Source organism: Bradyrhizobium sp. AUGA SZCCT0182 (assembly GCF_018130185.1).
Taxonomy (GTDB): Bacteria; Pseudomonadota; Alphaproteobacteria; order Rhizobiales; family Xanthobacteraceae; genus Bradyrhizobium.
In genome coordinates, this window is sequence record NZ_JAFCLY010000038.1 from 58,874 (window position 1) to 82,161 (window position 23,288).

21 protein-coding genes and 1 tRNA gene are annotated in these 23,288 nt (G+C 60.2%); 12 read left to right on the forward strand and 10 right to left on the reverse strand.

Annotated features, from left to right (window positions below; translation table 11 throughout):
• The first annotated feature begins 21 nt into the window (after positions 1-21).
• The 7 genes from JQ611_RS31035 (at position 22) to JQ611_RS31065 (ending at position 5,360) form a co-directional block, all read left to right on the forward strand.
• Positions 22-759 (forward strand): thioredoxin family protein, encoded by a 738-nt coding sequence (locus JQ611_RS31035; RefSeq protein ID WP_212467570.1) that lies wholly within the window; start codon positions 22-24, stop codon positions 757-759.
• 58 nt (positions 760-817) lie between these two features.
• Positions 818-1,180 (forward strand): DUF1428 domain-containing protein, encoded by a 363-nt coding sequence (locus tag JQ611_RS31040; protein WP_212414918.1) that lies wholly within the window; start codon positions 818-820, stop codon positions 1,178-1,180.
• Positions 1,181-1,304: 124 nt separating this feature from the next.
• Entirely contained in the window at positions 1,305-1,922 is a 618-nt protein-coding gene (locus JQ611_RS31045; protein WP_212467571.1) for a hypothetical protein, read from the forward strand.
• Positions 1,906-2,289 (forward strand): transcriptional regulator, encoded by a 384-nt coding sequence (locus JQ611_RS31050; protein ID WP_409363595.1) that lies wholly within the window; start codon positions 1,906-1,908, stop codon positions 2,287-2,289. The genes JQ611_RS31045 and JQ611_RS31050 overlap by 17 nt, the downstream gene beginning before the upstream one ends.
• A 34-nt stretch (positions 2,290-2,323) precedes the next feature.
• Entirely contained in the window at positions 2,324-3,070 is a 747-nt protein-coding gene (locus JQ611_RS31055) for a di-trans,poly-cis-decaprenylcistransferase (protein ID WP_212467572.1), read from the forward strand.
• A gap of 149 nt (positions 3,071-3,219) precedes the next feature.
• Positions 3,220-4,746: a magnesium-protoporphyrin IX monomethyl ester anaerobic oxidative cyclase gene (bchE, locus tag JQ611_RS31060; protein WP_212467573.1), complete on the forward strand. Its 1,527-nt coding sequence runs from the start codon at positions 3,220-3,222 to the stop codon at positions 4,744-4,746.
• Between the two features lie 179 nt (positions 4,747-4,925).
• Positions 4,926-5,360 carry an aminoacyl-tRNA deacylase gene (locus tag JQ611_RS31065; protein ID WP_312012292.1) on the forward strand — a complete coding sequence of 145 codons (435 nt, stop codon included), beginning with the start codon at positions 4,926-4,928 and terminating at the stop codon, positions 5,358-5,360.
• Positions 5,361-5,443: 83 nt separating this feature from the next.
• Here the strand turns inward: JQ611_RS31065 and JQ611_RS31070 are convergent, their stop codons facing one another.
• The 3 genes from JQ611_RS31070 to JQ611_RS31080 form a co-directional block, all read right to left on the reverse strand.
• Positions 5,444-5,647, reverse strand: coding sequence for a hypothetical protein (locus JQ611_RS31070; protein WP_212467574.1), 204 nt, complete (start codon positions 5,645-5,647; stop codon positions 5,444-5,446).
• Between the two features lie 171 nt (positions 5,648-5,818).
• On the reverse strand, positions 5,819-6,940 hold the full coding sequence (locus tag JQ611_RS31075; protein WP_212268703.1) for an amino acid ABC transporter permease: 1,122 nt from the start codon (positions 6,938-6,940) through the stop codon (positions 5,819-5,821).
• A 4-nt stretch (positions 6,941-6,944) separates the two neighbouring features.
• Positions 6,945-8,132, reverse strand: a complete 1,188-nt coding sequence (locus JQ611_RS31080; protein ID WP_409411312.1) for an amino acid ABC transporter permease — start codon at positions 8,130-8,132, stop codon at positions 6,945-6,947.
• 95 nt (positions 8,133-8,227) lie between these two features.
• Here JQ611_RS31080 and JQ611_RS31085 point away from each other — a divergent pair, with 95 nt between their 5' ends.
• From JQ611_RS31085 to JQ611_RS31100, 4 genes are all read left to right on the forward strand, one after another.
• A complete protein-coding gene (locus JQ611_RS31085; RefSeq protein WP_212467576.1) occupies positions 8,228-9,103 on the forward strand; it encodes a MurR/RpiR family transcriptional regulator in 876 nt (291 codons plus the stop codon).
• A gap of 5 nt (positions 9,104-9,108) precedes the next feature.
• Positions 9,109-10,458 (forward strand): aspartate aminotransferase family protein, encoded by a 1,350-nt coding sequence (locus JQ611_RS31090; RefSeq protein ID WP_212467577.1) that lies wholly within the window; start codon positions 9,109-9,111, stop codon positions 10,456-10,458.
• A gap of 11 nt (positions 10,459-10,469) precedes the next feature.
• Positions 10,470-11,480 (forward strand): amino acid ABC transporter substrate-binding protein, encoded by a 1,011-nt coding sequence (locus tag JQ611_RS31095; protein ID WP_212467578.1) that lies wholly within the window; start codon positions 10,470-10,472, stop codon positions 11,478-11,480.
• A 110-nt stretch (positions 11,481-11,590) separates the two neighbouring features.
• The gene (locus JQ611_RS31100; RefSeq protein WP_212467589.1) at positions 11,591-12,223 is read left to right on the forward strand and encodes an arylsulfatase; all 633 of its coding nucleotides are present in this window, start codon (positions 11,591-11,593) and stop codon (positions 12,221-12,223) included.
• Between the two features lie 6 nt (positions 12,224-12,229).
• Here the strand turns inward: JQ611_RS31100 and JQ611_RS31105 are convergent, their stop codons facing one another.
• Positions 12,230-12,604: a hypothetical protein gene (locus tag JQ611_RS31105; protein WP_212467579.1), complete on the reverse strand. Its 375-nt coding sequence runs from the start codon at positions 12,602-12,604 to the stop codon at positions 12,230-12,232.
• A gap of 63 nt (positions 12,605-12,667) precedes the next feature.
• A tRNA-Arg gene (locus JQ611_RS31110) sits at positions 12,668-12,744 on the reverse strand.
• 263 nt (positions 12,745-13,007) lie between these two features.
• On the opposite strand from JQ611_RS31110, the gene JQ611_RS31115 reads away from it, so the two are divergent.
• The gene (locus tag JQ611_RS31115; protein WP_212467580.1) at positions 13,008-13,535 is read left to right on the forward strand and encodes a HEPN family nuclease; all 528 of its coding nucleotides are present in this window, start codon (positions 13,008-13,010) and stop codon (positions 13,533-13,535) included.
• 57 nt (positions 13,536-13,592) lie between these two features.
• On the opposite strand, the gene JQ611_RS31120 is transcribed toward JQ611_RS31115, so the two are convergent.
• The 5 genes from JQ611_RS31120 to JQ611_RS31140 all read right to left on the reverse strand — a co-directional run bounded on the left by JQ611_RS31120 (position 13,593) and on the right by JQ611_RS31140 (position 22,972).
• Complete coding sequence (locus JQ611_RS31120) at positions 13,593-15,812, reverse strand: DEAD/DEAH box helicase family protein (RefSeq protein ID WP_212467581.1); 2,220 nt, start codon at positions 15,810-15,812, stop codon at positions 13,593-13,595.
• A 591-nt stretch (positions 15,813-16,403) separates the two neighbouring features.
• Positions 16,404-18,056 carry a chaperonin GroEL gene (gene groL / locus JQ611_RS31125; RefSeq protein ID WP_212467582.1) on the reverse strand — a complete coding sequence of 551 codons (1,653 nt, stop codon included), beginning with the start codon at positions 18,054-18,056 and terminating at the stop codon, positions 16,404-16,406.
• Between the two features lie 36 nt (positions 18,057-18,092).
• A complete protein-coding gene (locus tag JQ611_RS31130; protein ID WP_212467583.1) occupies positions 18,093-18,410 on the reverse strand; it encodes a co-chaperone GroES in 318 nt (105 codons plus the stop codon).
• 532 nt (positions 18,411-18,942) lie between these two features.
• Positions 18,943-20,925, reverse strand: a complete 1,983-nt coding sequence (locus JQ611_RS31135) for a bifunctional diguanylate cyclase/phosphodiesterase (protein ID WP_212467584.1) — start codon at positions 20,923-20,925, stop codon at positions 18,943-18,945.
• Between the two features lie 1,123 nt (positions 20,926-22,048).
• Complete coding sequence (locus JQ611_RS31140; RefSeq protein WP_212467585.1) at positions 22,049-22,972, reverse strand: HNH endonuclease; 924 nt, start codon at positions 22,970-22,972, stop codon at positions 22,049-22,051.
• Positions 22,973-23,288 lie beyond the last annotated feature (316 nt).

The window sequence follows — 23,288 nt, forward strand, 5'->3', positions numbered from 1 at the left end:
CGATCAACACAGGAGCCGCCTATGCAGCCGCATATCGTCGTCTCGCGCGAAGCGTGGATCGCCGCGCGCAAAACCCATCTTGCGCATGAGAAGGAGCTGACGCAGGCGCGCGAGCGCCTGAGCGAGGAACGTCGCGCGCTGCCCTGGGTCAAGGTCGACAAGGACTATGCGTTCGACGGGCCCGGCGGCAAGGTAAAGCTGGCCGACCTGTTCAAGGGGCGCCGCCAGCTCGTGGTGCAGCATTTCATGTTCGCGCCGGAGTGGAACGAAGGTTGCAAGCACTGCTCGTTCTGGGCTGATGGATTTGAGCGCATGATCCCGCATCTTGCCGCGCGCGACACCACGCTGGTCGCGATCTCGCGTGCGCCGGTCGAAAAGCTTGCCGCTTTCAGGGCGCGGATGGGCTGGACCTTCGATTGGCTGTCGTCTGGCAACGGCGACTTCAATTATGACTACGCCGTGTCGTTCACGCCGGATGCGATAAAATCAGGTGACAATATCTATAATTTCGCCACATCCGGTTTTGCGATCGAAGACGCGCCCGGCATCAGCGTGTTCTATCGCGACGAGGCCGGGAACATCTTCCACACCTATTCGTGTTTCGCGCGTGGCCTCGACATGATGAACGCCGCCTATCATTATCTCGACCTGACACCGCTCGGTCGTCACGAGGAGGAACTGCCATATCCGATGGATTGGGTGCGGCTACGTGACCAATACACACCGGCGCCGGTTCAGGCATCCTGCTGCCACTCCTAACAGAAGTCGTCGCTTGCGTTCCTCGCAATGACGCGAACAAACAGAGGGAACAAAACCCATGGCCTATGTCGACGGATTCATCGTCGCAGTTCCAAAGAAGAACATCGCGGCCTATCGCAAGATGTCCACCAAGGCCGGCAAGGTCTGGCGCGAATACGGCGCGCTGGACTACCGCGAATGGGTTGCGGACGACGTCAAGGTCGGCAAGCTCACGTCGTTTCCGCGTAGCGTCAAGCAGAAGCCGGGCGAGACCGTGGTGTTCGCCTGGATCACCTACAAGTCACGCGCGCAGCGCGACAAGATCAATGCCAAGGTGATGGCGGATCCCAGGCTCAAGTCATCGATGGGCGATATGAAGTCGATGCCGTTCGACCCCAAGCGGATGATCTATGGCGGCTTCGAGAGCCTGGTGAAGGTCTGAAGCCGCCGCCAGGTGTCACACGCCAATAAGCTGTTGAGGTAACCGCGCAATCGCGGCTTCGCGCATCCCGCTTGCATCTACTTTGTAATCCGGTATACTTTGCGATACAAAGTAAGGGTGGGCGATGCGCGACCTCGACAAGGCGTTGGCTGATATCCTGGCGATCCGCAGCCAGATTGCGGCCGGCACCGCGTTTCGCGGCTATGGTCCGGCAACGGTTGCCGCCACCAGCGGCATCGCTCTGCTTACCGCGATCCTGCAATTCCTCTGGCTCAACGATCCGACCGGGCAGCCGGTTATTTTCTTTGCCGGTTGGGCGGCCGCCGCGCTGTTTTCCGGCGCGCTGATCTGGATCGAGATGCTGGCGCGCTCGCGCCGGCACCATTCGGGCCTCGCCGACGCCATGATCCAACAGGCGTTCGAGCAATTTCTCCCGCCCGGCGTCGCCGGCCTGCTGCTGGGGATCATGCTGTGGAAGTTCGCGCCCGAAACGCTGTGGATGCTGCCGGGGCTGTGTCAGGTGCTGGTCAGCCTTGGCGTGTTCGCCTCGGTGCGCACATTGCCGCGCAGCATCGCATTCGGTGGTGCCTGGTATTTCCTGTCGGGCTTTACGGTCCTGCTGCTCGCCAGCCAAAACCATCTGCTGTCGCCCTGGATGATGGGCGTGCCATTCGCGGTCGGGCAGCTCCTGATGGCCGCACTGTTGCATTTTGCGTCCGGAGAGAATGATGCCGAAGACTGAACCCAACAACGCGCCGTTTTCTTATGACGGGCTCGATCGCGTGATCCACGAGAAGGCGCGGCTCGGGCTCCTGACCTCGCTGATGGCTCATCCCAAGGGATTGGCCTTCGCCGACCTCAAGCAACTCTGCGGCCTCACCGACGGCAATCTCAGCCGGCATCTGCAGGTTCTGCAGGAGGCGGGCCTGGTCGAGGTCACCAAGGGTTACGAAGGCAACCGTCCCCACACCACCTGCCGCCTGACCAAGAGCGGCCGCCGCCGTTTCCTCGATTATCTCGCCGTGCTGGAGCGTCTGGTGCGCGACGCCGCCAAGGCCGCCGGCAAGGAAGACACCGCCATCGCCCGGCTCGGCATCCTGCCTGTCTGACCGCCATCCCCTTTTTTTAATCGGAGACTTTGTGATGCAAAGTAATCTCTCGCCCAAACTTGGAGACACGCCCGACGCGCGGCTGCATGTCGGCATCATCATGGATGGCAATGGCCGATGGGCGACGCGGCGCGGGATGTCGCGGTTGCGCGGCCACGAGGCCGGCGTCGAAGCGATCCGGCGCGTGGTCGAGGCCGCGCCAGGGCAGGGCGTCGGTGCGCTGACGCTGTATGCTTTCTCCAGCGATAATTGGCGTCGGCCGAAGACCGAAGTCTCTGCGCTAATGGCGCTCTTGCGATTCTATCTCGCCAACGAGGTCGAGGCGCTGGTCCGCAACGGCGTTCGTCTCACCGTGATCGGACGCCGCGATCGCATTCCCGAAGGCATCGCCCATGCCATCACCCGCGCGGAAGCGGCTACCGCCGCCGGCGACGCGCTGCACCTGCGCATCGCGATCGATTACTCGGCCCGCGACGCCATCCTCAACGCCGCAACGCGCGCGGCGGGCATTGTCGATCTCACCCGCGAGAGGCTTGCTGAACTCATCACCGGCGAAAAAAACCTTCGCGACGTCGACCTCATCATCCGCACCAGCGGAGAAAAGCGGTTGTCGGACTTTCTGCTCTGGGAAGGCGCCTACGCCGAGCTGCACTTCACCGAACGGATGTGGCCGGAATTCGAGGCGCAGGATCTTGCCGAAGCCCTCGGCGCGTTCCATCGCCGCGAGCGCCGCTTCGGCGGTCTGCAGGCGATCGCACCGGAAGAGGTACCGAGCCTCTAGACTCTTGTCTTGACGCGTTTTCTTCACGCGAACCGGTGTCCACTTCGCTCGAAAACGCTCTAGTACCTCACCAAGCGCCGGCCGGGGGGGCCGGGCTTTTCCACGCATGCGGGGACGAACGATGACGCCAACAAAGCGGAGCGACGTCCATGCGCATTCTTCTGATCAACGTGCCACACCCTTCGATCGGCAGCCGGATCCCCGATGACCATTTGCCGCCGCTCGGCCTGCTGTCGATCGGCGGCCCCCTGATCGACGACGGCCACGAGGTTCGCCTCATTGATGGCGAGTTCGGCCCAATGCCGGTACGATCAATCAAAGCCGAGGCGCTGGCATTCGCGCCGGACGCCGTGCTGTTCGGCCATTCCGGCTCGACCTCGGGCCATCCCGTCATCGCCGAGATCGCGCAGGCAATCGTGCGTGCCATGCCCGATGTTCTGATCGTCTATGGCGGCGTGTTCCCGACCTATCATTGGCGCGAGGTCCTGCGCGAGGAGCCCTATGTCACCGCGATCGTGCGCGGCGAGGGCGAGGAGACCGCACGGCGACTGATGCGCGCGCTCGAATTTGGCCACGAGCTCGGCAATGTCGCGGGCATCGCCTTCCGCGACGGCAACGATGTCAGCGCCACTCAGCCCGCGCCCGTGATCCGCGATCTCGATGCCTACCGGGTCGGCTGGGAACTGATCGATCACGCGCGTTACAGCTACTGGGGCGGCCTGCGCGCCGTGGTGGTGCAGTTTTCGCGAGGCTGTCCGCATCTGTGCAATTATTGCGGCCAGCGCGGCTTCTGGACCCGCTGGCGCCACCGCGATCCCGTCCGATTCGCAGCTGAGCTGGCGCGCCTGCATCGCGAGCACGGCGTCAAGGTGATCAATTTCGCCGACGAGAATCCAACGGTATCGAAGAAGGCCTGGCGCGCCTTTCTCGAGGCGCTGATCGCGGAGAATGTCGATCTGATCCTGGTCGGCTCGACCCGCGCCGACGACATCGTTCGCGACGCCGATATTTTGCACCTCTACAAGAAGGCGGGCTGGCAGCGCTTCCTTCTCGGCATGGAGAACACCGACGAGAAGACGCTCGAACTGATTCGCAAGGGCGCCACCACCACCACCGACCGGGAAGCGATCCGCTTGATGCGCCAGCACGGCATCCTGTCGATGGCGACATGGGTGGTCGGCTTCGAGGAGGAGACCGATCGCGATCATTGGCGCGGGTTGCGGCAGCTGTTGTCGTACGATCCCGACCAGATCCAGATGCTCTATGTCACGCCGCACCGCTGGACGCCGTATTTCCGGCTCGCGGCCGATCGCCGCGTGATCCAGACCGACCGCCGGCGCTGGGATTACAAGCATCAGGTGCTGGCGACGCGCCATATGGCGCCGTGGCGCGTGCTGCTCTGGTTCAAGTTCACCGAAATGGTGCTGCAATGCCGCCCGAAGGCGATCCTGCGCGTCCTGTTTCATCGCGACGCCGGCCTGCGGCACGCGATGCGCTGGTACACGCAGATGGGGCGCCGGGTCTGGCCGCATGAGATTTGGGGATTTCTGCGCGACATCAGGCTGAAGAATGGACCGACGGTGGCGCAATTCTGGGGCACGCCGCAGGACAGCGAGGAGGAATCGATGTCAGCAGCGCGGCCCGAGCGCCGCGTCGGCGTGCGCGAGGCTGCGTGAAAGCCCGCGCATGCCGCTCTGCGGAATTGCAGAGGCGGCCGCTTGTGAAAGCAATGCGTAAGCCCTTATCAAGGCTGCGGATAACTGGCCGCGGCTGCTGGACGGGTGCCTTAGCGAGGAAATACTCTCGCCTCCGATCGCACAGAACAAAAAGAACCGTCGCGGTCCGAGGCGTTGGCGTGAGCATACAGGTTGCTATTCTGAAGGTCCTGGCCAGTCACGGCAGCGGCCGGGCCACGCTTGCTTCGCTCAAGCGAGACGTCGTCATTCTCTCCGCCAGCGGCCCGGACTGGGACGCGCGCATCAAACGCCTGGCCCGACGCGTTCCGGCGATTGACATCTTTGGCGCCGGCTATGTGCTGCGTGACGACGAGGGATGGCAAATCACACAAGCGGGCCGCGATTTTCTCGCGGCGCTCGAAGCCGTGAGTCAGGATAACCAGCCGGCCGAACTGCATTTGCCTGCATCGCAGGCGGCCGATGATGCCGGGCGTCGTCAAGGCGCCCTCATCGTCGTCGGTCACCGTTTCAAGAACCGGATCCGCAGGGATCGCGATCCCGCCCAGCTGCAACGCGATCAGCGCCGGCGTCCGCGCCACGATTCAAACGTGTGACCGCCGCGGCAAGTGCCGGCGCCGTCAGTCCGTGTTCAGCGTCAGCATGGCTGCGATGAACAATCCTCGCGCCATCCTGCGCATCAGGACGCCTTCGCCACGATCTGTATCAGCGATGTGACGATCAGGAAGAAGCCGGCGATACGGCAGGGCATGCCCCAGCGCTCCTGCCAGGCGATCCATTCGAGATGCTTCGGGCCGGCTGGGACCGGGCGCCAGCCGTAATAGGCCGCGAGGATCCCAGCGGCGAAGGTCATGCAGGCATCGATTGATTGGGCAAGTGCCATCGTACTATCTCCGAACGAGCCTCTTGGTCGGAGACCGTCCGCGACAGGTTCAATGAGTTTGCGGGTTGGCTCGGCGGGGGGGCCCGGCAGGTCGGCGACCCGACCCGGGCCTCCCGGGGAAATCCGACCATCGAAGCCGCGCATAGGTAGTTGCCGGCACGCATTCCATCGTCAGGACGGTCTCGCCTGCGCTTCAAGGTGCCGGCTGTAGCGCGACATGGCAAAGCAGAAGGCAAAATAGATCAGGCTGACGAAGATGTAGACTTCGACGCTGAAGGATTGCCAGGCGGGGTCGATGATCGAGGTCTTGGCGGTCGTCAAGAGATCGAAGATGCCGATGATCAGGACCAGGCTGGTGTCCTTGAAGAAGGCGATGAACGTATTCACCAGCGGCGGGATCACGTGGCGGATCGCTTGCGGCAGGATGATCAGGCCGTTTTTCTTCCAGTAGGACAGCCCGAGCGCGTCGGCAGCGTCGTACTGCCCGCGCGGAACGGCCTGCAGGCCGCCGCGAATGACCTCGGCGAGATAGGCGCCGGCGTAGAGCACGAACGCGATCTGGGCCCTGAGCAGCTTGTCGATATTGACGCCGTCGGGCATGAACAGCGGAAACATCACGCTCGCCATGAACAGGAGGCTGATCAAGGGTACGCCGCGGATCAACTCGACATAGAGCACGCAGAGCGACCGGATCGCGGGCAGTTTAGAGCGGCGCCCCAGCGCGACGAGGATCCCGAGCGGGAAACCGAAAGCCAGCCCGAAGGTCGCGAGGATCAACGTCACCGGGAGACCGCCCCAGCGGTCCTGCGAAACGTAAGTCAGATCGAAGATGCCACCCCACATCAGGACGCCGATCAGCGCCAGCGCGCCGATCCACAGCAGCACGAGCTTGCGGCCCCAGAAGCTGGGGCGGGTTGAAAAATAAAACAGCGCGATGAACGTCAGCGTCGCCAGCGCCGGTCGCCACTGCTCATTGAAGGGATAGGTGCCGAACAGGATGAAGCGATATTTTTCCGGGATGACGGCCCAGCAGGCGCCGATGCCGCGGAGCGCCCGGCAGGGGCCGGTCTGGTCGCCCGAGACGATCCAGATCGCGTTCACATAGCCCCATTGCACGAGGCTGATCAGCGCCTTGCCGAGCACCGCGATCAGCAGCAGCGAGATGATGGACGAGGGGATCGACGCAAACAGATTGGCGCGCAGCCATCCGATGAGGCGGCCGGCCAGGGTCCTGCGGTGTTGCGGCCGTCCGAGCGGCAGCGGATTTTCCGGGGCTGATGCTACCGACGTCATGGGATCATCGCTCCACCAGCGCGATGCGCGCATTGTACCAGTTCATGAACAGGCTGATGCCGAGGCTGATGGTGAGGAACACCAGCATGATCAGCGCAATCGCCTCGATCGCCTGCCCGGTCTGGTTCAAGGTCGTGTTCGCGATCGACACGATGTCCTGGTAACCGACCGCGACCGCGAGCGAGGAATTTTTGGTCAGGTTCAGATACTGGCTGGTCATCGGCGGGATGATGACGCGCAGCGCCTGTGGCAGCACGATGTGGCGCAGCATGAAGCTGCGGCGCAGGCCAAGCGCCTTTGCCGCATCCCATTGGCCCACATGGACGGCCTGGATGCCGCTGCGCACGATTTCTGCAATAAAGGCCGAGGTATAGGTGACGAGCGCGATCAGCAGCGCGAAATATTCCGGCGCCAGCGTCAAGCCGCCGACGAAATTGAAGCCGCGGAGTTCAGGGAACGTGACGGTCCAGGATGCAGCGAGTGTCCATGACAGCAGCGCTGGCAGCCCGACCACCAGCAGCAGCGCGTAGGGCCAGAGAGGGCGTGTCCGGCCGTCGGCCATCTGCTGCGCGATCAGCCGTCGCCGCAGGAAATACGATGCGATCAGCCCAAGCGTCGCGGCGCCGATGACCCAGAGGTTTGCCCCCTCGATCGGAACCGACGGCAACACTAGCCCCCGGTTGGAAAGAAAGACACCGTCGACCGGCTTCCAGGCGGTGCGCGCCGCTGGAAGGCCCTGCATCAGGACGTACCAGAACAATAATTGCAGCAGCAGCGGGACGTCGCGCAGCACCTCGACGTAAACCGCCGCCAGCCGCGACAGCAGCCAGTTCGAGGACAGCCGGGCAATGCCGATCAATGTTCCGAGCACCGTCGCCAGCACGATGCCGATCACAGCGACCCGCAGCGTATTGACGATGCCGGCGAGGAAGGCGCGCGCGTAGGCATCCTTCGGGCTGTAGGCGATCCAACTGTCGGCAATCGGCATTCCCGCCTCACGGCCGAGAAAAGCAAATCCGGTCGAGATGCGGCGGACCGAGAGGTTGTGCAGTGCGTTCGACCACAGCCAGCCGACGCCGGCGATCACAATCCCCACCACCAATAGCTGCCACAACAATCCGTTCAGGCGCCGCCTGTCCTGCAGAAAGCGCCACAGCGCGCGGCGCGGCGATCGGGGCGTCGATATCGTCACGGCATAAGAATCCTTATTGCAGCAGCGATCTTCGGCTATGCGCCGGGTACGTTTCATATGTTGCACCAAATCGTAAAACATGCAACATATGTTTCATGGCCCAACCGCAACTGAAACCTTCCCCGCTGAATGAGCTGTGCAGCGCCTTGCCGTCATTGCCGGCGCGGCTGCAGCAGGTCGGACGCTTCGTCGCGGCCAATGATTATGACGCCACGACGCGTTCGATGCGCGATCTGGCCTCCGAGGCGGGCGCCGATCCTGCCGCCTTCACCCGGCTCGCAAAAGCGCTCGGCTATTCCGGATGGGACGGCCTGCGCGCCGCCTTGACCGAGGCGCGGCGGCCGGAATCGCCGTCACCGTTTTCGGGCCGCGCCAAGGGGCGCCGCCCCGGGCCGAACTCTGATGTATCGTTGATCGCCGACAAGCTGGAAGCCGAAGCGGCAGGTCTTGCGCGCATCGATATCGGGTCTATCGCAGGTGCCGCGCGCGCGTTGCACACGGCGCAACGGATCTGGATTGCCGGCTTCCGAAGCTGCCGCAGCGTAGCCGAGCTGCTCAACTATCAGCTTCGTCTGTTCCGGCCGCACGAGGTGCAGCTGGTCGGCGGCTCCGGCCCTGAAGATCTCGATCTCGGCGCTTTCCGCAAAGGCGATGCGGTCGTCGTTGTCGGCTTTGCACCCTATTCCACCGCGAGCGTGCTGTCGGCGCGCGCGGCGCATCAGTCCGGCGCCACGCTGATCGCGATTGCCGACACCATGTCGGCGCCGATGGCGGAGGGGGCCGAGCATCTGTTGCTGTTCGAAGCGGCGGCGTCGCCGGGATTCTTTCCAAGCCTGACCGGAGCGATCGCCATTGCACAGTCGCTTGCCGCGGTCACGTTCGCGCTGGGCGGCGCGGCCGCGAAGCGCCGGCTGGAGGAAACCGAAATCCGCCTCGCCGCGATGTCGCAATATGTTGCCGAGAAGGGTTGAAAGCCATGGCCGGTCAAAAGAGCCGCGTGCTTCATCGTAGTTTGCGTGAGACCCCACCCAAGGCCATTGGCGGCGAAGGCATGTGGCTGATCGCCGAAGACGGACGCCGGATTCTGGATGCGTCCGGCGGTGCTGCGGTCTCCTGCCTTGGTCATCAACATCCGCGCGTGCTCGAGGCGATGTCCCGTCAGGCCTCGAAGCTTGCTTACGCCCATACGGGTTTCTTCTCCTCCGAGCCGGCGGAGGCGCTGGCCGAGCATCTGGTCGGCGAGGAGCCCGGCGGTCTGGCCTATGCGTACTTCGTCAGTGGCGGATCGGAAGCGATCGAAGCCGGCATCAAGCTGGCGCGGCAATATTTCATCGAGCGCGGCGAGCCGCAGCGCCAGCGCTTCATCGCCCGCCGGCAGAGCTATCACGGCAATACGCTGGGCGCGCTTGCGGCGGGCGGGAACGCCTGGCGGCGCCAGCCTTATGCGCCGCTGCTCTCGGATGCCTTCAGCCATGTAACGCCGGCTTTCGCCTATCATGAAAAGCGCGACAATGAATCCGAGCCGAATTTTGTGGCGCGGCTGGTGGCCGAACTGGAGGCCGAATTCCAGCGTCTCGGCCCCGACACGGTGGCCGCGTTCGTTGCCGAACCGGTGGTAGGCGCCACCGCCGGATGCGTGCCGGCGCCGGAGGGATATTTCCGCGCCGTCCGCGACATCTGCAACCGGCACGGCGCGCTGCTCATTCTCGACGAGGTGATGTGCGGCATGGGGCGTACCGGCACGCTGCATGCGTGGGAGCAGGAAGGCATCGCGCCCGACATCCAGGCCGTCGCCAAGGGATTGGGCGGCGGCTATCAGCCGATCGGCGCCATGCTCGCGAGCGGGGCGATCATCGATACCATCCGGCAGGGCTCGGGTGCGTTCCAGCACGGCCATACCTATCTCGCGCATCCGATGGCCTGTGCCGCGGCGCTCGGGGTGCAGCAGCTGATCAGCGAGGAGCGATTGCTCGACAGGGTGAAAGTCATTGGCGCGCATCTCGAGCATCGACTGACCGAGCGCTTCGGCAATCACCGGCATGTCGGCGACATCCGCGGGCGCGGCCTGTTCCAGGCCATCGAGCTGGTGGCCGATCGCGCCAAGCGCACGCCGTTCGATCCCGCGCTCAAGCTCAATCAGCGGATCAAGGCCGCGGCGTTCGAGGGCGGGCTGGCCTGCTACCCGGCAGGCGGGACCATGGACGGCCGCAGCGGCGATCATGTTCTGCTCGCGCCGCCCTACATCGCAGCGACTGAAGATATCGACATGATCGTCGACAGATTGGGCCACGCCGTCGACAGCGCATTGAAGTCTGTTGGTCATTAGGAGGAGCAGAGATGAAGAGAATTGTCATCGCGACAGGTTTGCTCGCTATTTCGTTTACGGCCGCGCCGGCGGCCACGCTGGACACGGTCAAGCAACGCGGCGCGCTGGTGTGCGGCGTCAGCGCCGGCTTCGCCGGTTTCTCCACGCCGGACTCCCAGGGCAATTATAAAGGCCTCGATGTCGACTACTGCCGTGCGCTCGCCGCGGGCGTGCTCGGTGATCCCAGCAAGGTTCGCTACGTCGCGCTGACCGCGCAGAACCGGTTCACCGCCCTGCAATCCGGCGAAATCGACGTGCTCTATCGCAATTCCACGCAGACCTATCTGCGCGGTGCCACGCTCGGCCTGCGGCAGGGGCCGATCAATTTCTACGACGGGCAGGGTTTTCTCGTGAAGCGCGACAGCGGCGTCAAGGAGCTGAAGGATCTGAAGGGCGCCACGGTTTGCGTCGCACAGGGCACCACCCATGAGGTGACGCTCGGCGATTACGGCCGCTCCAACGGCATCGACTGGAAGCCGCTGGTGTTCGATCGCACCGATACGATGTACCAGACCTTCTTCGGCGGCCGCTGCGATGTCATGACCCAGGACGCTTCGGCGCTGGCGGGTGCGGTGACGACGGCGGCGCCGAATCCCGCCGACTATGTCGTGCTGCCGCAGACGATCAGCAAGGAGCCGCTCGGCCCGTTCACGCGCAACGGCGACGAAGCATGGTCGGACATTATCACCTGGCTTCATTATGGCCTCGTCGAAGCGGAAGAACTCGGCGTGACATCAGCCAATGCCGACGAAATGGCGAGGTCGGGCGCGCCGGCGACGCAGCGCCTGCTCGGCACCGCCGGCGACCTTGGATCGCGGCTCGGCCTCGACAACAAGTGGATGCTGCAGGCGATTAAGGCGGGCGGCAATTATGCCGAAATCTTCGAACGCAACGTCGGCAAGGCAAGCCCGATGAAGCTCGATCGCGGCTTGAACGCAACCTGGAACAAAGGCGGGCTGATGTACGCCCTCCCGTTCAAGTGAAGTATTGCCTTTGAGGCAAGTATTGCCGTTCAAGAGAAGTCTGTCTCTTTAGGTAAGGCATGGCGGCGCACCGGGTTGACACGGATCGCGCCGCCGTCACACTGATCGGCATGCGCATCACCCTCATCCACGCCCTGAAACACTCGATCGTGCCGATCGAGGCCTCATTTGCAAAACTTTGGCCTGATGCTCGGCTGATGAATTTGCTGGACGACAGCCTGTCGGCCGATCTGGCGCGTGATGGCGGGCTCACCGAGGCCATGACCGAGCGCTTCCTGCAACTTGGGCGCTACGCGGCGGGCACTGGTTCGGATGCGATCCTGTTCACCTGTTCCGCCTTCGGTCCGTGCATCGAAGCGGTGGCACGCGCGCATGCGCCGATGCCGGTGCTCAAGCCGAACGAGGCGATGATCGAGCAGGCCGTCACCAGGGGCCGCAAAATCGGCCTGCTGTCCTCGTTCCCGCCGACGCTGGTGTCGATGCCGCGGGAATTTCCGGCTTCGATCGAGCTGGTGCCGAAACTGGCTGATGGTGCCATGGCCGCGCTCGACCGCGGCGATCGCGCCACCCATGATCGTCTGGTGGTGGAGGCGTCCAAAGACCTGCGTGATTGCGACCTGATCGCGCTGGCCCAATACAGCATGGCGCCCGCCGCCGAGATGGTCGCGCAAGCCTCAGGCTGCCCGGTCGTCACCACGCCTGACAGCGCGGTGCTGAAGCTGAAGGCAATGCTGCGCGGCTAGCCGCGCTCAGGCCTTTTTCTTGTCAGCTTTCTTGGCCTTCTTCGCGGCCTTCGCAGGCTGTTTCTCGACCTTCTTCTCGGCCTTCGTCTCAGTTTTCTTGGCGAGCTTCATCGCCGCGATTTCTTCCGCGGCGTTCTTGACCGCCCGCGCGTAGCTGTCGGCGGCATTGTCGGCAGAGTTCTGCAGCCGTTTCGCCGCCGCCGTGCCATGCAGCATCGCGCTCTGGGCGAGCAGCTTGAACCGCGCCTTGGCTTCCTTGTCCTTGGCCGAGGCGGCCTTGGCCATAAACAGGCCCTGCCGCTTTTTGGCGGCGGCCATCAGGCTCTTGTTCTGTGCTTTGGCGAGTTGCCGGATTACGGCGTCTAGATCAGCTTCAGCCATTCCGGGTCACTCATCACTCCGCTGCGTGACCCCGGGGAACAAGGATATTGGGGTGCACTTTATTGGCGCACCCGACACGATTCGAACGTGTGACCTTTGCCTTCGGAGGGCAACGCTCTATCCAGCTGAGCTACGGGTGCAGTGGGGCTTCATTTAGCCGATTGGTCTGGCATCGGCAACGGCCTTTGGGGGGGGCTGGTTGGGGAAGGAGCAAGGCTCCGAGGGCAAAGGTCACACGTTCGAATCGTGTCGGGTGCGCCAGAAAAGCACGTGCCGGGGGTGCCGGGACTGTGGCGGGCCTATCCTGGCTTCGGGTGGCACCCGAAATGGCACTCGGCGCGACTTTTCGCAAAATTCACAGAATGGTATAATCGGCTCTCACAATCGGGGCGGACAAATAACTATGACGGCATACGAGGTTACTGTTCGCCATTTTGCACGCCGAACGCGTAAGAATCTCAACACTATTGATGAACTAAGCAAAGTGAACCCGAAGAAGTATTTCGAAGTTACTCAACTTGTTAATTCGGCCATCGGTTTGTTGATGTTCCCGCAACAGGAGTTCTTTGACGCCATTCCAAAGACAAGCATAGCGGAATTGAAGAAGCAGGGTTGGCCGATACCCTTATTCGAGCACGGTGCAGAAAAAACACAGAACCTTCGAGATTTGGCGAGGAATATGAGAAACAGCTTTGCACACTTCAATGTCGACTTCAAACCGGAGAAGGGTTCAATTGCAGGAATTTACCTTTGGAACAGACCTCAAGAAAAGCAGCCACCCAACTGGATTTGCTATTTGAGTATTCAAGATCTGCGGGAAATCTTTGAGAGGTTTGCAAAGTTGGTCGAGAAGATCTCGCAAGCGTCCTACAAAGAAGTTGGGATAAAACAAGTTCGTTCCGAGCTGCGCCTTGCAACACGCAACAGGTGATTCTGCGTTATCAAGCGAGCCGTAAAGTTTGCCGACGGGCTGCGATTATTGCGCAAGTTATTTTTTGAAAGATACGCCCTGTCGGGCCATGGAATCTATCCCTCTTGCGCGGATCTCGCCCCCGTGAGAATTCCGGGGAGGCGCTTTTGCTGGTTGCCAATCGACCATTTGTTGCATGCCAGACACATGAAAATAAACGCGACCCATATACTTTTTGGAGTAGAGTTTTATCTCGTCATATTGAGATCGAGCGTAACGTTCAAGTGCAGCCTTCGCATGATCGATTGCTTGCTGGGGATGGCGCCCCGACCAATTGGCTTCGATCTGTAAATGTTTTCCACTTGGAACGAACTTATATTCGATTAGTGACTTTCCCGAATCAGGCATTGGACGCCCTTCAAAAAAAGGTTGGTTATCTATGTTTGGGACATCGACTCCTTCGTTAAACATGTCGACCGAGAAGATAACATCGAGATCGCCATTTGCTAGTTGATCCAGTGAAGTGGTCCTTGGAGCGCTCTCACTACCGGCATGAACGGCGACCGTGCGAAGCCCATGCGTATTAAAAAACTCTGCCATAAAGTTGGCGTGGCGCTGCGAACAGCAGAATGCGATACAGCGTTGAGCTCCATGTTTACGTAGCTGTTCGAGAGCGTTTTGCGCGCGCGCGTCGGTTGCGACCGCTGCCGTGAGCTCTGTCGGGTCAAAACGCGCATTGCGCCAGGGGATGTTGGCATAATCGACCAAATCGGGAACGCCCCAGTATTGGAAAGCACAGAGCAAGCCCGCTGAAACGCCATCGGGCACCGAGGCCTCAAAAACGAGGTTCTCTTGACACAAGGCAAGAAGATCTCCTCCGTCCATGCGCTCTGGTGTTGCCGTTAACCCAAGAAGAAACTTTGGTTGGAAGTAATCTATAATCCGGCGGTAAGTCGGGGCGGCTGCGTGGTGAAACTCGTCGACTACGATGTAGTCAAAGGCTGTCGGCGCGAATCTACTTAAATGCTCTATTCGGCCGAGCGTCTGCACCGAGGCGAAAAGCAGGTCCGCGTCAGTCTCTCTCTGTGATGCGTTCATCCGCCCAATGGACGCATTCGGTCTAACGCGTCGAAAATTGTCTATCGCTTGGTTCAGTATTTCTTCGCGGTGAGCCACAAAGAGAACACGCCGAAACTCTGATCGATCGCTATCAAACGCGGAGAGCCAAGTTTTTCCAAGACCCGTAGCCAGGACAACCAGGCCAGCCGAGAAGCCTTCGCTCCGAGTATCCACAAGAGCCGCAAGCGCTTCTTGCTGGAGGGCATGAGGGACTGCCGGAGGTGGAGGCGCCTCTTCAGCTACTTCTGCCGCCGGCCAGTCCGGATGCGCTCGACGGGCCTCGTAGCGGCATATCCAAGCCTCATCCGCGAGAACAGACGATGGTGCGTTGAAGATATTTTCGAAGCCCGCAGTAATCTCCGAAAAACCAGCATGCTCGTCGCGCGAGATAACTTTGTAGTTCCATTCGACGGAACTGGTGAGGGCCGGAGCTGACAGGTTCGAGCTCCCTACAAAGGCGATACCTTCAAGCTCGGTTTGAAAGATGTAAGTCTTGAGGTGAAAGCCGCGATCTCGCGCTTCGTAGACCCGGACCTGTAGGTTGCCAGAGAGATCATTGAGGCGGCGTAGCGACGCCGGCTCGGTGACCTCGAGGTAATCCCCGACCAGGATCCGTGCCCGACCTCCCCGCGCCAGGAAATCTCGGAGGTGTGAGACGATCAAGCGCGCGCCGCTGTCGAGCAGGAAGGCGACAGCCATGTCACATGTCGTTGAATGATCGAGGTTCAGTAGGAGGTGCGGCAACAAAGGATCGTCGCCGCCGGTAATCAGCCTTTGGTTCGTTGCAGTTTCAGCAGGGGGGGCCGCCTTGAGGTAGTTTGCTTTGCCGGGAATGACATGCCGCACACCGCCTCGGGGATCAGCAACATCGCCCGAATAGCGCGGGATGACGTGCAGATGAAAGTGAAAGACCGTTTGACCGGCTGCCGGACTTTCGTTGAAGCCGATATTGAAGCCATCCGGGCGAAAGCGTTCGGTGATCATGGCCTGCCCCTGATCGATGGCCGACCAGACCGCGGACTTCTCGACGGATTTCAGGTCCGACCAGGCCGACACGTGGCGATGGGGAATGATGAGAAGATGGCCCGCACTGACCGGAAATCCGTCCCAGAGGGCGAATATTATGTCATTTGAGAAAGCAATTCGACTTGGATCAATCGAGCAAAATGGGCAGCTCATCGCACCTCAAGTAAGTCAAGATTTGCCGTATCGACCCAATAGCGCGCGCGTTACTGGCAATTTGAGGTTTTGATCGTGGCATAGTTCGCCCAAGATTCGAAGCGCTACCTTCGGTCGAGCTAGCTTCGCAAATCGACTTTCGACGCGCGCGCGATTGCAACTAGCGTGGCCCGGGTGTGCCGATGGCGAGGAACTGACGCACAGGTCGTCAGAAACCTGCAGTTTTCGAGGGATCAGCTCTGTCACCGGTCCAGCTTCGGAGGGCAGCGGTCTATTGTCTTGCGCCGCTATTGTGACGGATTGCGACTCCTTTTGCTCTGCCAGAGCCGCGGTCCATTCGCGGGATTGAGACAGCGGAGGGAGGAACTGGCACGCCCAAACCGCGCTCCGATCAGAGCCGTCGGAGGTTAGCCCGTGAAAGCTCAGCGGCCTGATGTGTGGGTTCGCCGATTCAGAATGAAAATAACGTCTGACGGTGATCGTTCCACTTTGGAGTCCGGGGTCGCCGAAAGCTAGCCGGTTGTTTGGCGCAAAAAGGCCCAGCAATTGCTGCCGGGCCTTTCTTGATTGTCGTGCTTTAAACGGTTGGAATTAGAAATCCATACCACCCATACCACCCATGCCGCCACCACCCGGAGGCATACCGCCGCCGCCAGCGTTCTTCTTCGGCACTTCGGCCACCATGGCTTCGGTGGTGATCAGAAGCGCCGCAACCGAAGCTGCGTTCTGGATCGCCACACGCACAACCTTGGTCGGGTCAATGATTCCCTTCGAGATCAGGTTGACGTATTCGCCGGTCTGGGAGTCGAAGCCGTAGGAATACTGATCCTTTTCGAGGATCTTGCCGATAATCACCGAACCGTCTTCGCCTGCGTTGATCGCGATCTGGCGAGCGGGCCAAGAAAGTGCCTTGCGGACGATCTCGACGCCGGTCTTCTGGTCGTCGTTCTTGGTGCGCAGCCCCTTCAGATGCTGGGAGGCGCGCAGCAGGGCGACGCCGCCACCCGGCACGATGCCTTCTTCAACCGCCGCGCGGGTTGCATGCATAGCATCATCGACGCGATCCTTGCGCTCCTTCACTTCAGTTTCAGTCGCGCCGCCGACGCGGATCACCGCGACGCCGCCTGCGAGCTTGGCCAGACGTTCCTGCAACTTCTCACGGTCGTAGTCCGAGGTGGTTTCATCGATCTGCGCCTTGATCTGCTGCACGCGCGCCTCGATGTCGGCCTTCTTGCCGGCGCCGCTGACGATCGTGGTGTTCTCCTTGTCGATCATCACCTTCTTGGCGCGACCGAGCATGGCGAGCGTGACGTTCTCCATCTTGATGCCGAGATCTTCCGAGATCGCCTGACCACCGGTCAGCACCGCGATGTCCTGCAGCATCGCCTTGCGGCGATCTCCGAAGCCCGGAGCCTTGACCGCCGCGACCTTCAGACCACCCCGCAGACGGTTGACGACGAGGGTAGCGAGGGCTTCGCCTTCGACGTCTTCCGCGATAATCACGAGCGGCTTGCCGCTTTGCACCACGGCTTCCAAAAGCGGAAGCAGTTCGTTTAACTGAGAAAGCTTCTTTTCGTTGATCAGGACGTAGGCGTCATCCATTTCAACGCGCATCTTGTCGGCGTTGGTGACGAAGTAGGGCGAGATGTAGCCGCGGTCGAACTGCATGCCTTCGACGACCTCAAGTTCCGTCTCGAGCGACTTGGCTTCTTCAACGGTGATGACGCCCTCGTTGCCGACCTTCTTCATGGCATCGGCGAGGAACTTGCCGATTTCAGCGTCGCCGTTGGACGAGATGGTTCCGACCTGGGCGATTTCTTCGTTCGAGGTGACCTTCTTGGAGTTCTTGACGAGGTCGGCGACCACGGCGTCCACTGCCAAATCGATGCCGCGCTTCAGATCCATCGGGTTCATGCCGGCGGCAACCGACTTCGCGCCTTCCCTAATGATGGCGGCGGCCAGCACGGTCGCCGTAGTGGTGCCGTCGCCGGCCGCATCAGCCGACTTGGAAGCGACTTCGCGCACCATCTGGGCGCCCATGTTCTCGAACTTGTCGTCGAGTTCGATCTCCTTGGCGACGGTGACGCCGTCCTTGGTGATGCGGGGAGCGCCAAACGACTTGTCGAGCACGACGTTGCGGCCCTTGGGGCCGAGTGTGACCTTCACCGCGTTGTTAAGAATGTCGACGCCGCGTAACATACGGTCGCGGGCATCAACGCCGAATTTGACTTCTTTACTAGCCATGATGTTTTTCCTTGAAGTTCTGGAGGGATTAGGCGCTTAAGCGGCCTTCTTCTTGGCAGCGGGCACGTCGGTGAGGACGCCCATGATGTCGCTTTCCTTCATGATGAGCAGTTCCTGACCATCGAGCTTGACCTCGGTGCCGGACCACTTGCCGAACAGCACGCGGTCGCCAACCTTGAGGTCGATCGGGATCAGCTTGCCAGCTTCGTCACGGCCACCCGGGCCCACAGCGACGATTTCGCCCTGCGAGGGCTTTTCCTTGGCACTGTCCGGAATGATGATGCCGCCAGCAGTCTTCTCCTCAGCGTCGATACGCTTGACCACAACGCGGTCGTGAAGCGGACGGAATTTCATGAGATCCTTTTGTTGATTTTGTTTTGGATTGGCAGTCGCAAGCCGCGAGTGCTAGCAATGGTATAAGCCTGTATGAGCGAGATACAAGCCTGTCCCACCGAAATAGAGCTGTCGCTGCTAGCCCGGACCACGTTGATTACGATCACGAGCGAGAGCTGTGTCGATTTTAGCAGGCCGCAAGTTCGAGTAGACAGGCGAGTATCAATCGAGGGTCCACCGCCGCTGATTCAACTCTCGCGGGTTCAGATCCTATGGTCGGCTAAACCCGTCATTTGCCGCGGATCGCCGTAAGGCCCCGCTGCACGCCTTTCGCCAGTCTAATAATTCCTCGAAATCTGTTTGTTACCGGTGAGATGGACGACAAGCGCCCAGGATAGGGCGAAATTCTATCGGCAACGTAGGCGAGCCGGGGAGCACCGCCCTACGGGAGAGCTCAGACCTCTGTTCAGACGGCAGGTCGGAAGGCTAGCGCTAGTTTGAAAAGCATGTGCCGGCGTGACGGAGTTTTTTTGGCGGAACCGGGAATCCCGAATCACCGCCCGAGCGCAGAAAGTTGATTCAGCCCGCGAAGCTGACGGGCGATCAAAGCAAGGGCTTGGGCAGGCAGCATCGGCTTGCCAATAAGATATCCCTGACCTTCTGCGCACCCGTTATCGCGCAAATAGTTCAACTGTTCCTGGGTTTCGATGCCCTCAGCGACAACATTCATGTTGAGGTCTGCGGCAAGCCGAATGATCGACTTAACAATCGCAGCGCAGCCGTCATCCTTGAGCATCTCATTCGTGAAGGATCGGTCTATCTTGATTCTGTCGAAGGGAATTTTGCGCAGATGGGTGAGCGAGGAATAGCCCGTGCCAAAGTCATCGAGAGCTACGGTGACACCGAGCGCTAGCATCGAATTCAGTATGCCCGACACGTCCTCATAATTTGATATCAGCATCGATTCAGTTAGTTCTACCTCAAGGCGGCCGGCATGGACCCCATTGTCTGCGAGGGCAGAGACGACGGTGTTCAACACGCCAGCATTTTGAAGTTGGATAGCGGATAGATTAACGGCAATTCGGAGGTCGGAAGGCCACTCTGCAAGAGTTTCACACGCGCGCCGTATCACCCAGTTTCCGATGGAATGAATAAGACCCGTCTCTTCGGCTAAGGGAATGAAGTCGAGCGGAGGAATCACTCCCCGCGTCGGGTGCCGCCATCGAAGAAGAGCCTCGAATCCGGTAACGCGGTCTAATCTCAGATCATAGAATGGCTGGTAAACAAGAAAAAGTTGATCATTTTCGATCGCTAGCTCCAGATCGCGCTTGAGCGCCTGATGCTCGCGAGCTGCGATATCGTCGCTTGCTTCATGAAAGCAGATTGAGCCGGGCCCAAATCGCTTGGCGCGATAAAGCGCGGCATCAGCCCGCTTAAGCAGGTGGGTGGCAGTGCTGCCATCGCGAGGCGCCAAGGCGATGCCAATACTGGCTGCCGCCTTGATTCGCTTATCATCAACCCAAAAGGGTTCGGCAAAAATGGATTGCAACCGACCTGCCAGTTCGAACGCTTGTTCCGGCTCAGCCGCGCCTTCCGCAATGATAGCGAACTCATCGCCTCCCAGGCGCGCCATCATTTCCATTGCGCGGGCGGATCGACGTAAACGCGCGGCGATCTGGACGAGGAGTTCGTCTCCTGCAGGATGCCCAAATTGGTCGTTCACCTCCTTAAAGTGATCGAGGTCCAATAGCACCAGGACGAATTGGCCGTGTCCAGGAAGAAGTCCTTTCAAACACTCATCTAGTCGCTCGTTAAAGGCCAAACGATTGGGTAGGCGGGTGAGCGTGTCTTCCCTGACGGCCCTTTCCGCCTGCAATTGAGCGATTAATCGCTCGGCAAACTCGAATGAATGGGCGAGGACGATCCGCAAGAGCACAAAGGCATAGACCACGGTAAGGATGGCGACCAACGAATAGACGAAATCGCCGTTCTGCCCGATAAAGATCGCTACCCCAAGAAGGATGGGAAAAGTGAAGGCGATTGCTGCTATCGGGATCGTCGCAAAAGCAAATGCGCCGCCGGCCAGCATTCCCGCACATAAGCAAGTTATCACCAACTGGCCGCCGTTCGAGGCGTCGGCGAAGAAAACGACCGGAACGATGCCCCAAATGGATCCGAGTATCGACGCGTTTCGAACGAGGCCGTGCATGGCTCTTCGCGATACGAATTGCGGTTGGGTTGAACGCCAACTCGCGTGTGCCTTGATGCCGAGAAAAACCGCCGCGCTGACAACAACGCTCGCCCAAGAAACGACCAACCATCGATCGGGGCCCGTCCAAAGAGCCATTGCCAGCACCACCGCGTTGCAGGCATTCGCAATCAGCATGCCTGGAGCGCTTCTCCGAACAATTTTTATTTGTTCGGAGCGAATTAGGCTGGCCGTATCGTTGTCCGGAGAGGGCCCGCCGAATGCCCGCAGATCGCCTGCAAACAACATCGAAAAATATTCGCTGTATTTGTTCCCGGCGATGTCCATCGCATCACAATGCGAGTGTATTATTGAGGAATAATGAAGTCGTGGGGTTCTTGGCCCCCACCATTGCGCGCAAGGTTTGACGCGCTTTTCAGGCGTTCAGGACAACCGCCTGGTTACCGTAGTTAACTCTTGGTGAACAAGGAGTGGCCATGTCTCGCGCGAGCGATCCGGGCCTCATACGCCGCCGTTAAACCCGCGCTAGCAGTTACGGCAGATCACAAGTTGCTTAGTTAGCTTCGTATCGGCCAGCTTGTTCCCGCGCTCATTAGTTCTGATTTTCAGAACTTAAATATTCGTTTCGCTTGCCTGACCAAGGCGTAATCTTCTATTCTAGGTCCGGGCCATCGACGCGGCCGTGACCGTCCGATTCCTGAGGAGCCCGTCAGTCCTATAAAGTTTTCGCGTCAAACTCATTCGGTCCAGTCATTGAGTATGCCAGACAATCTCTACAAATTTCGCAGAATTAAATGGGCGGATCCGAAGCGGCTCAGGATGATTGCAGACTTCAAACCGAAGCAGCGTGGCTCACGTTACTTGTCTGGGCTAGTCGTCCTTTGTGTCCTTATTGGTTTCGTGGCCGTCCAAGCGTGGCCGAAGCGTTCCACTGAACTCAAGTTACCCGCAGCCGAATCGGTCTCGTCCCCTATTTCCATTTCGGTGCGCGTCATCGACGGGGATACAGTTAGTCTGGATGATGGTAGGCCCAACATTCGCCTAGTGGGGTTCAACGCGCCGGAAACAGGCGATCGGGCGCGATGCGAAACAGAGCGCCAGAGGGGCGAAGCGGCTACGCGGCGGCTTCGTGAACTTGTCAGCAGCGGCCGTTCGGACTTTCAGCAGATTGCGTGTTCTTGTGCGCCCGGGACGGAAGGCACGGATGCGTGCAACTTCGGCCGTCGCTGTGGAACACTCCGGGTCAATGGCGTAGATGTGGGAACAACTTTGATCGGGGAGGGGTTGGCAGTTCGTTTTGTATGCGGCGCAACAAGTTGTCCGAAGCTACCACGCTCCTGGTGCTGACGCAGAATGTTAGTTGAAGGTGAGACAGTTTCAACACAATCGTAGCTCAGCTACGGACTTGACCTCACGTATCGTCAGAACGCCCAGGTTAACGCGAACCGAACTACGCGACTTGCTTGAAGCGCTCGAAGCGCACGGCAAGTCGATCTTTGTCAGGATGGTCCCTTGTTCGGCCCGGCAGGCGAATATTCCGGCCATTTAGCTCTTTCAATGCTTCCAACATCGGGCCGTCATTTTGGCCGAGCAGTCGATCTGACACATGCATACGAAAATCAGGATCGATTCCGATCAAGTGGGCATCGAAGGCCGCGTGATGAATTTTGGAAAGAGGAATTCCGTTGGTAACTAAAGGCTGACCAAATAGATCGTCTTTGTCGGCCACGATGTGCGCGGCGTCGAGCAAAAGGGCCTCAGGAAGGCCAGAAAGGGCACAGCGTCCATCGTATGCCGCGATTACGGCCGCTCTAAAGGTTGCCTGATGCAGCCGCTGCTTGACCGTGCGCAGCGCGTATCGTCGCTCTAGCGCGTTCGCTGGCGGCGCCAGACTCTCTGGGCTCGGTCCAAAGGTCACCCGGGCCGTCAGAGCATGCCCGTCCCAGCCGGATATAAACGTCGGGAGGAGGGCTTGATAGCGGCCGGGTGCTATCCCAAGAAAGTAGATGATTGGTATCTGGTTCTCAAATGCCTCTCTTAGCCATCGATTATCGGCCGCATCCGGGTTTTTGCCCATAAAGGCGTAGTCAATGAATTCATCACCCTGAAAAATCTGGCGATGGACTTCCCGCTGGTCGTCATACCAGACCTTGCCGCCCGGCTTTGGAAATACCGTCTTGATCGACAGTAAGAACCGCATCTGTTGCGGCTTGAAAATCCCTCGCTGGGGATTCACCAGCGGGATTCGTTCTCCTCGGAAGAGAAAGCCGGGCTTTAATTCCGTGGCAGTTAGATGATCATGGATTTCATTGAGCTCTCGGACGCGCTCGAAAGCGGCCACTCGCAAAGGCGAATCAAGACTTGGCGTGTCCATTCGGTTGATCGTGTGCTTTGCCGGCCCCTTGGGGCTTGACCCTGCCATAGTTCGCCCAGCATTCGAAGTGCTGCCTTTAAGCCAATCTCCAGGGCAATCTCTCGAGGGTTAGATGAAGGGGGGCCAGCCGGCAAACGTGGCCCGGGTGTGCCTGCGACGTGGAATCGATGCACGGGCAGCTAAAAAACGCTGCATTTAAAGGGATTACACGCGCCACCGGTCCAGCTTCGGAGGGCAACGCTCTATCCAGCTGAGCTACGGGTGCAGTGGGGCTTCATTTAGCCGATTGGTCTGGCATCGGCAACGGCCTTTGGGG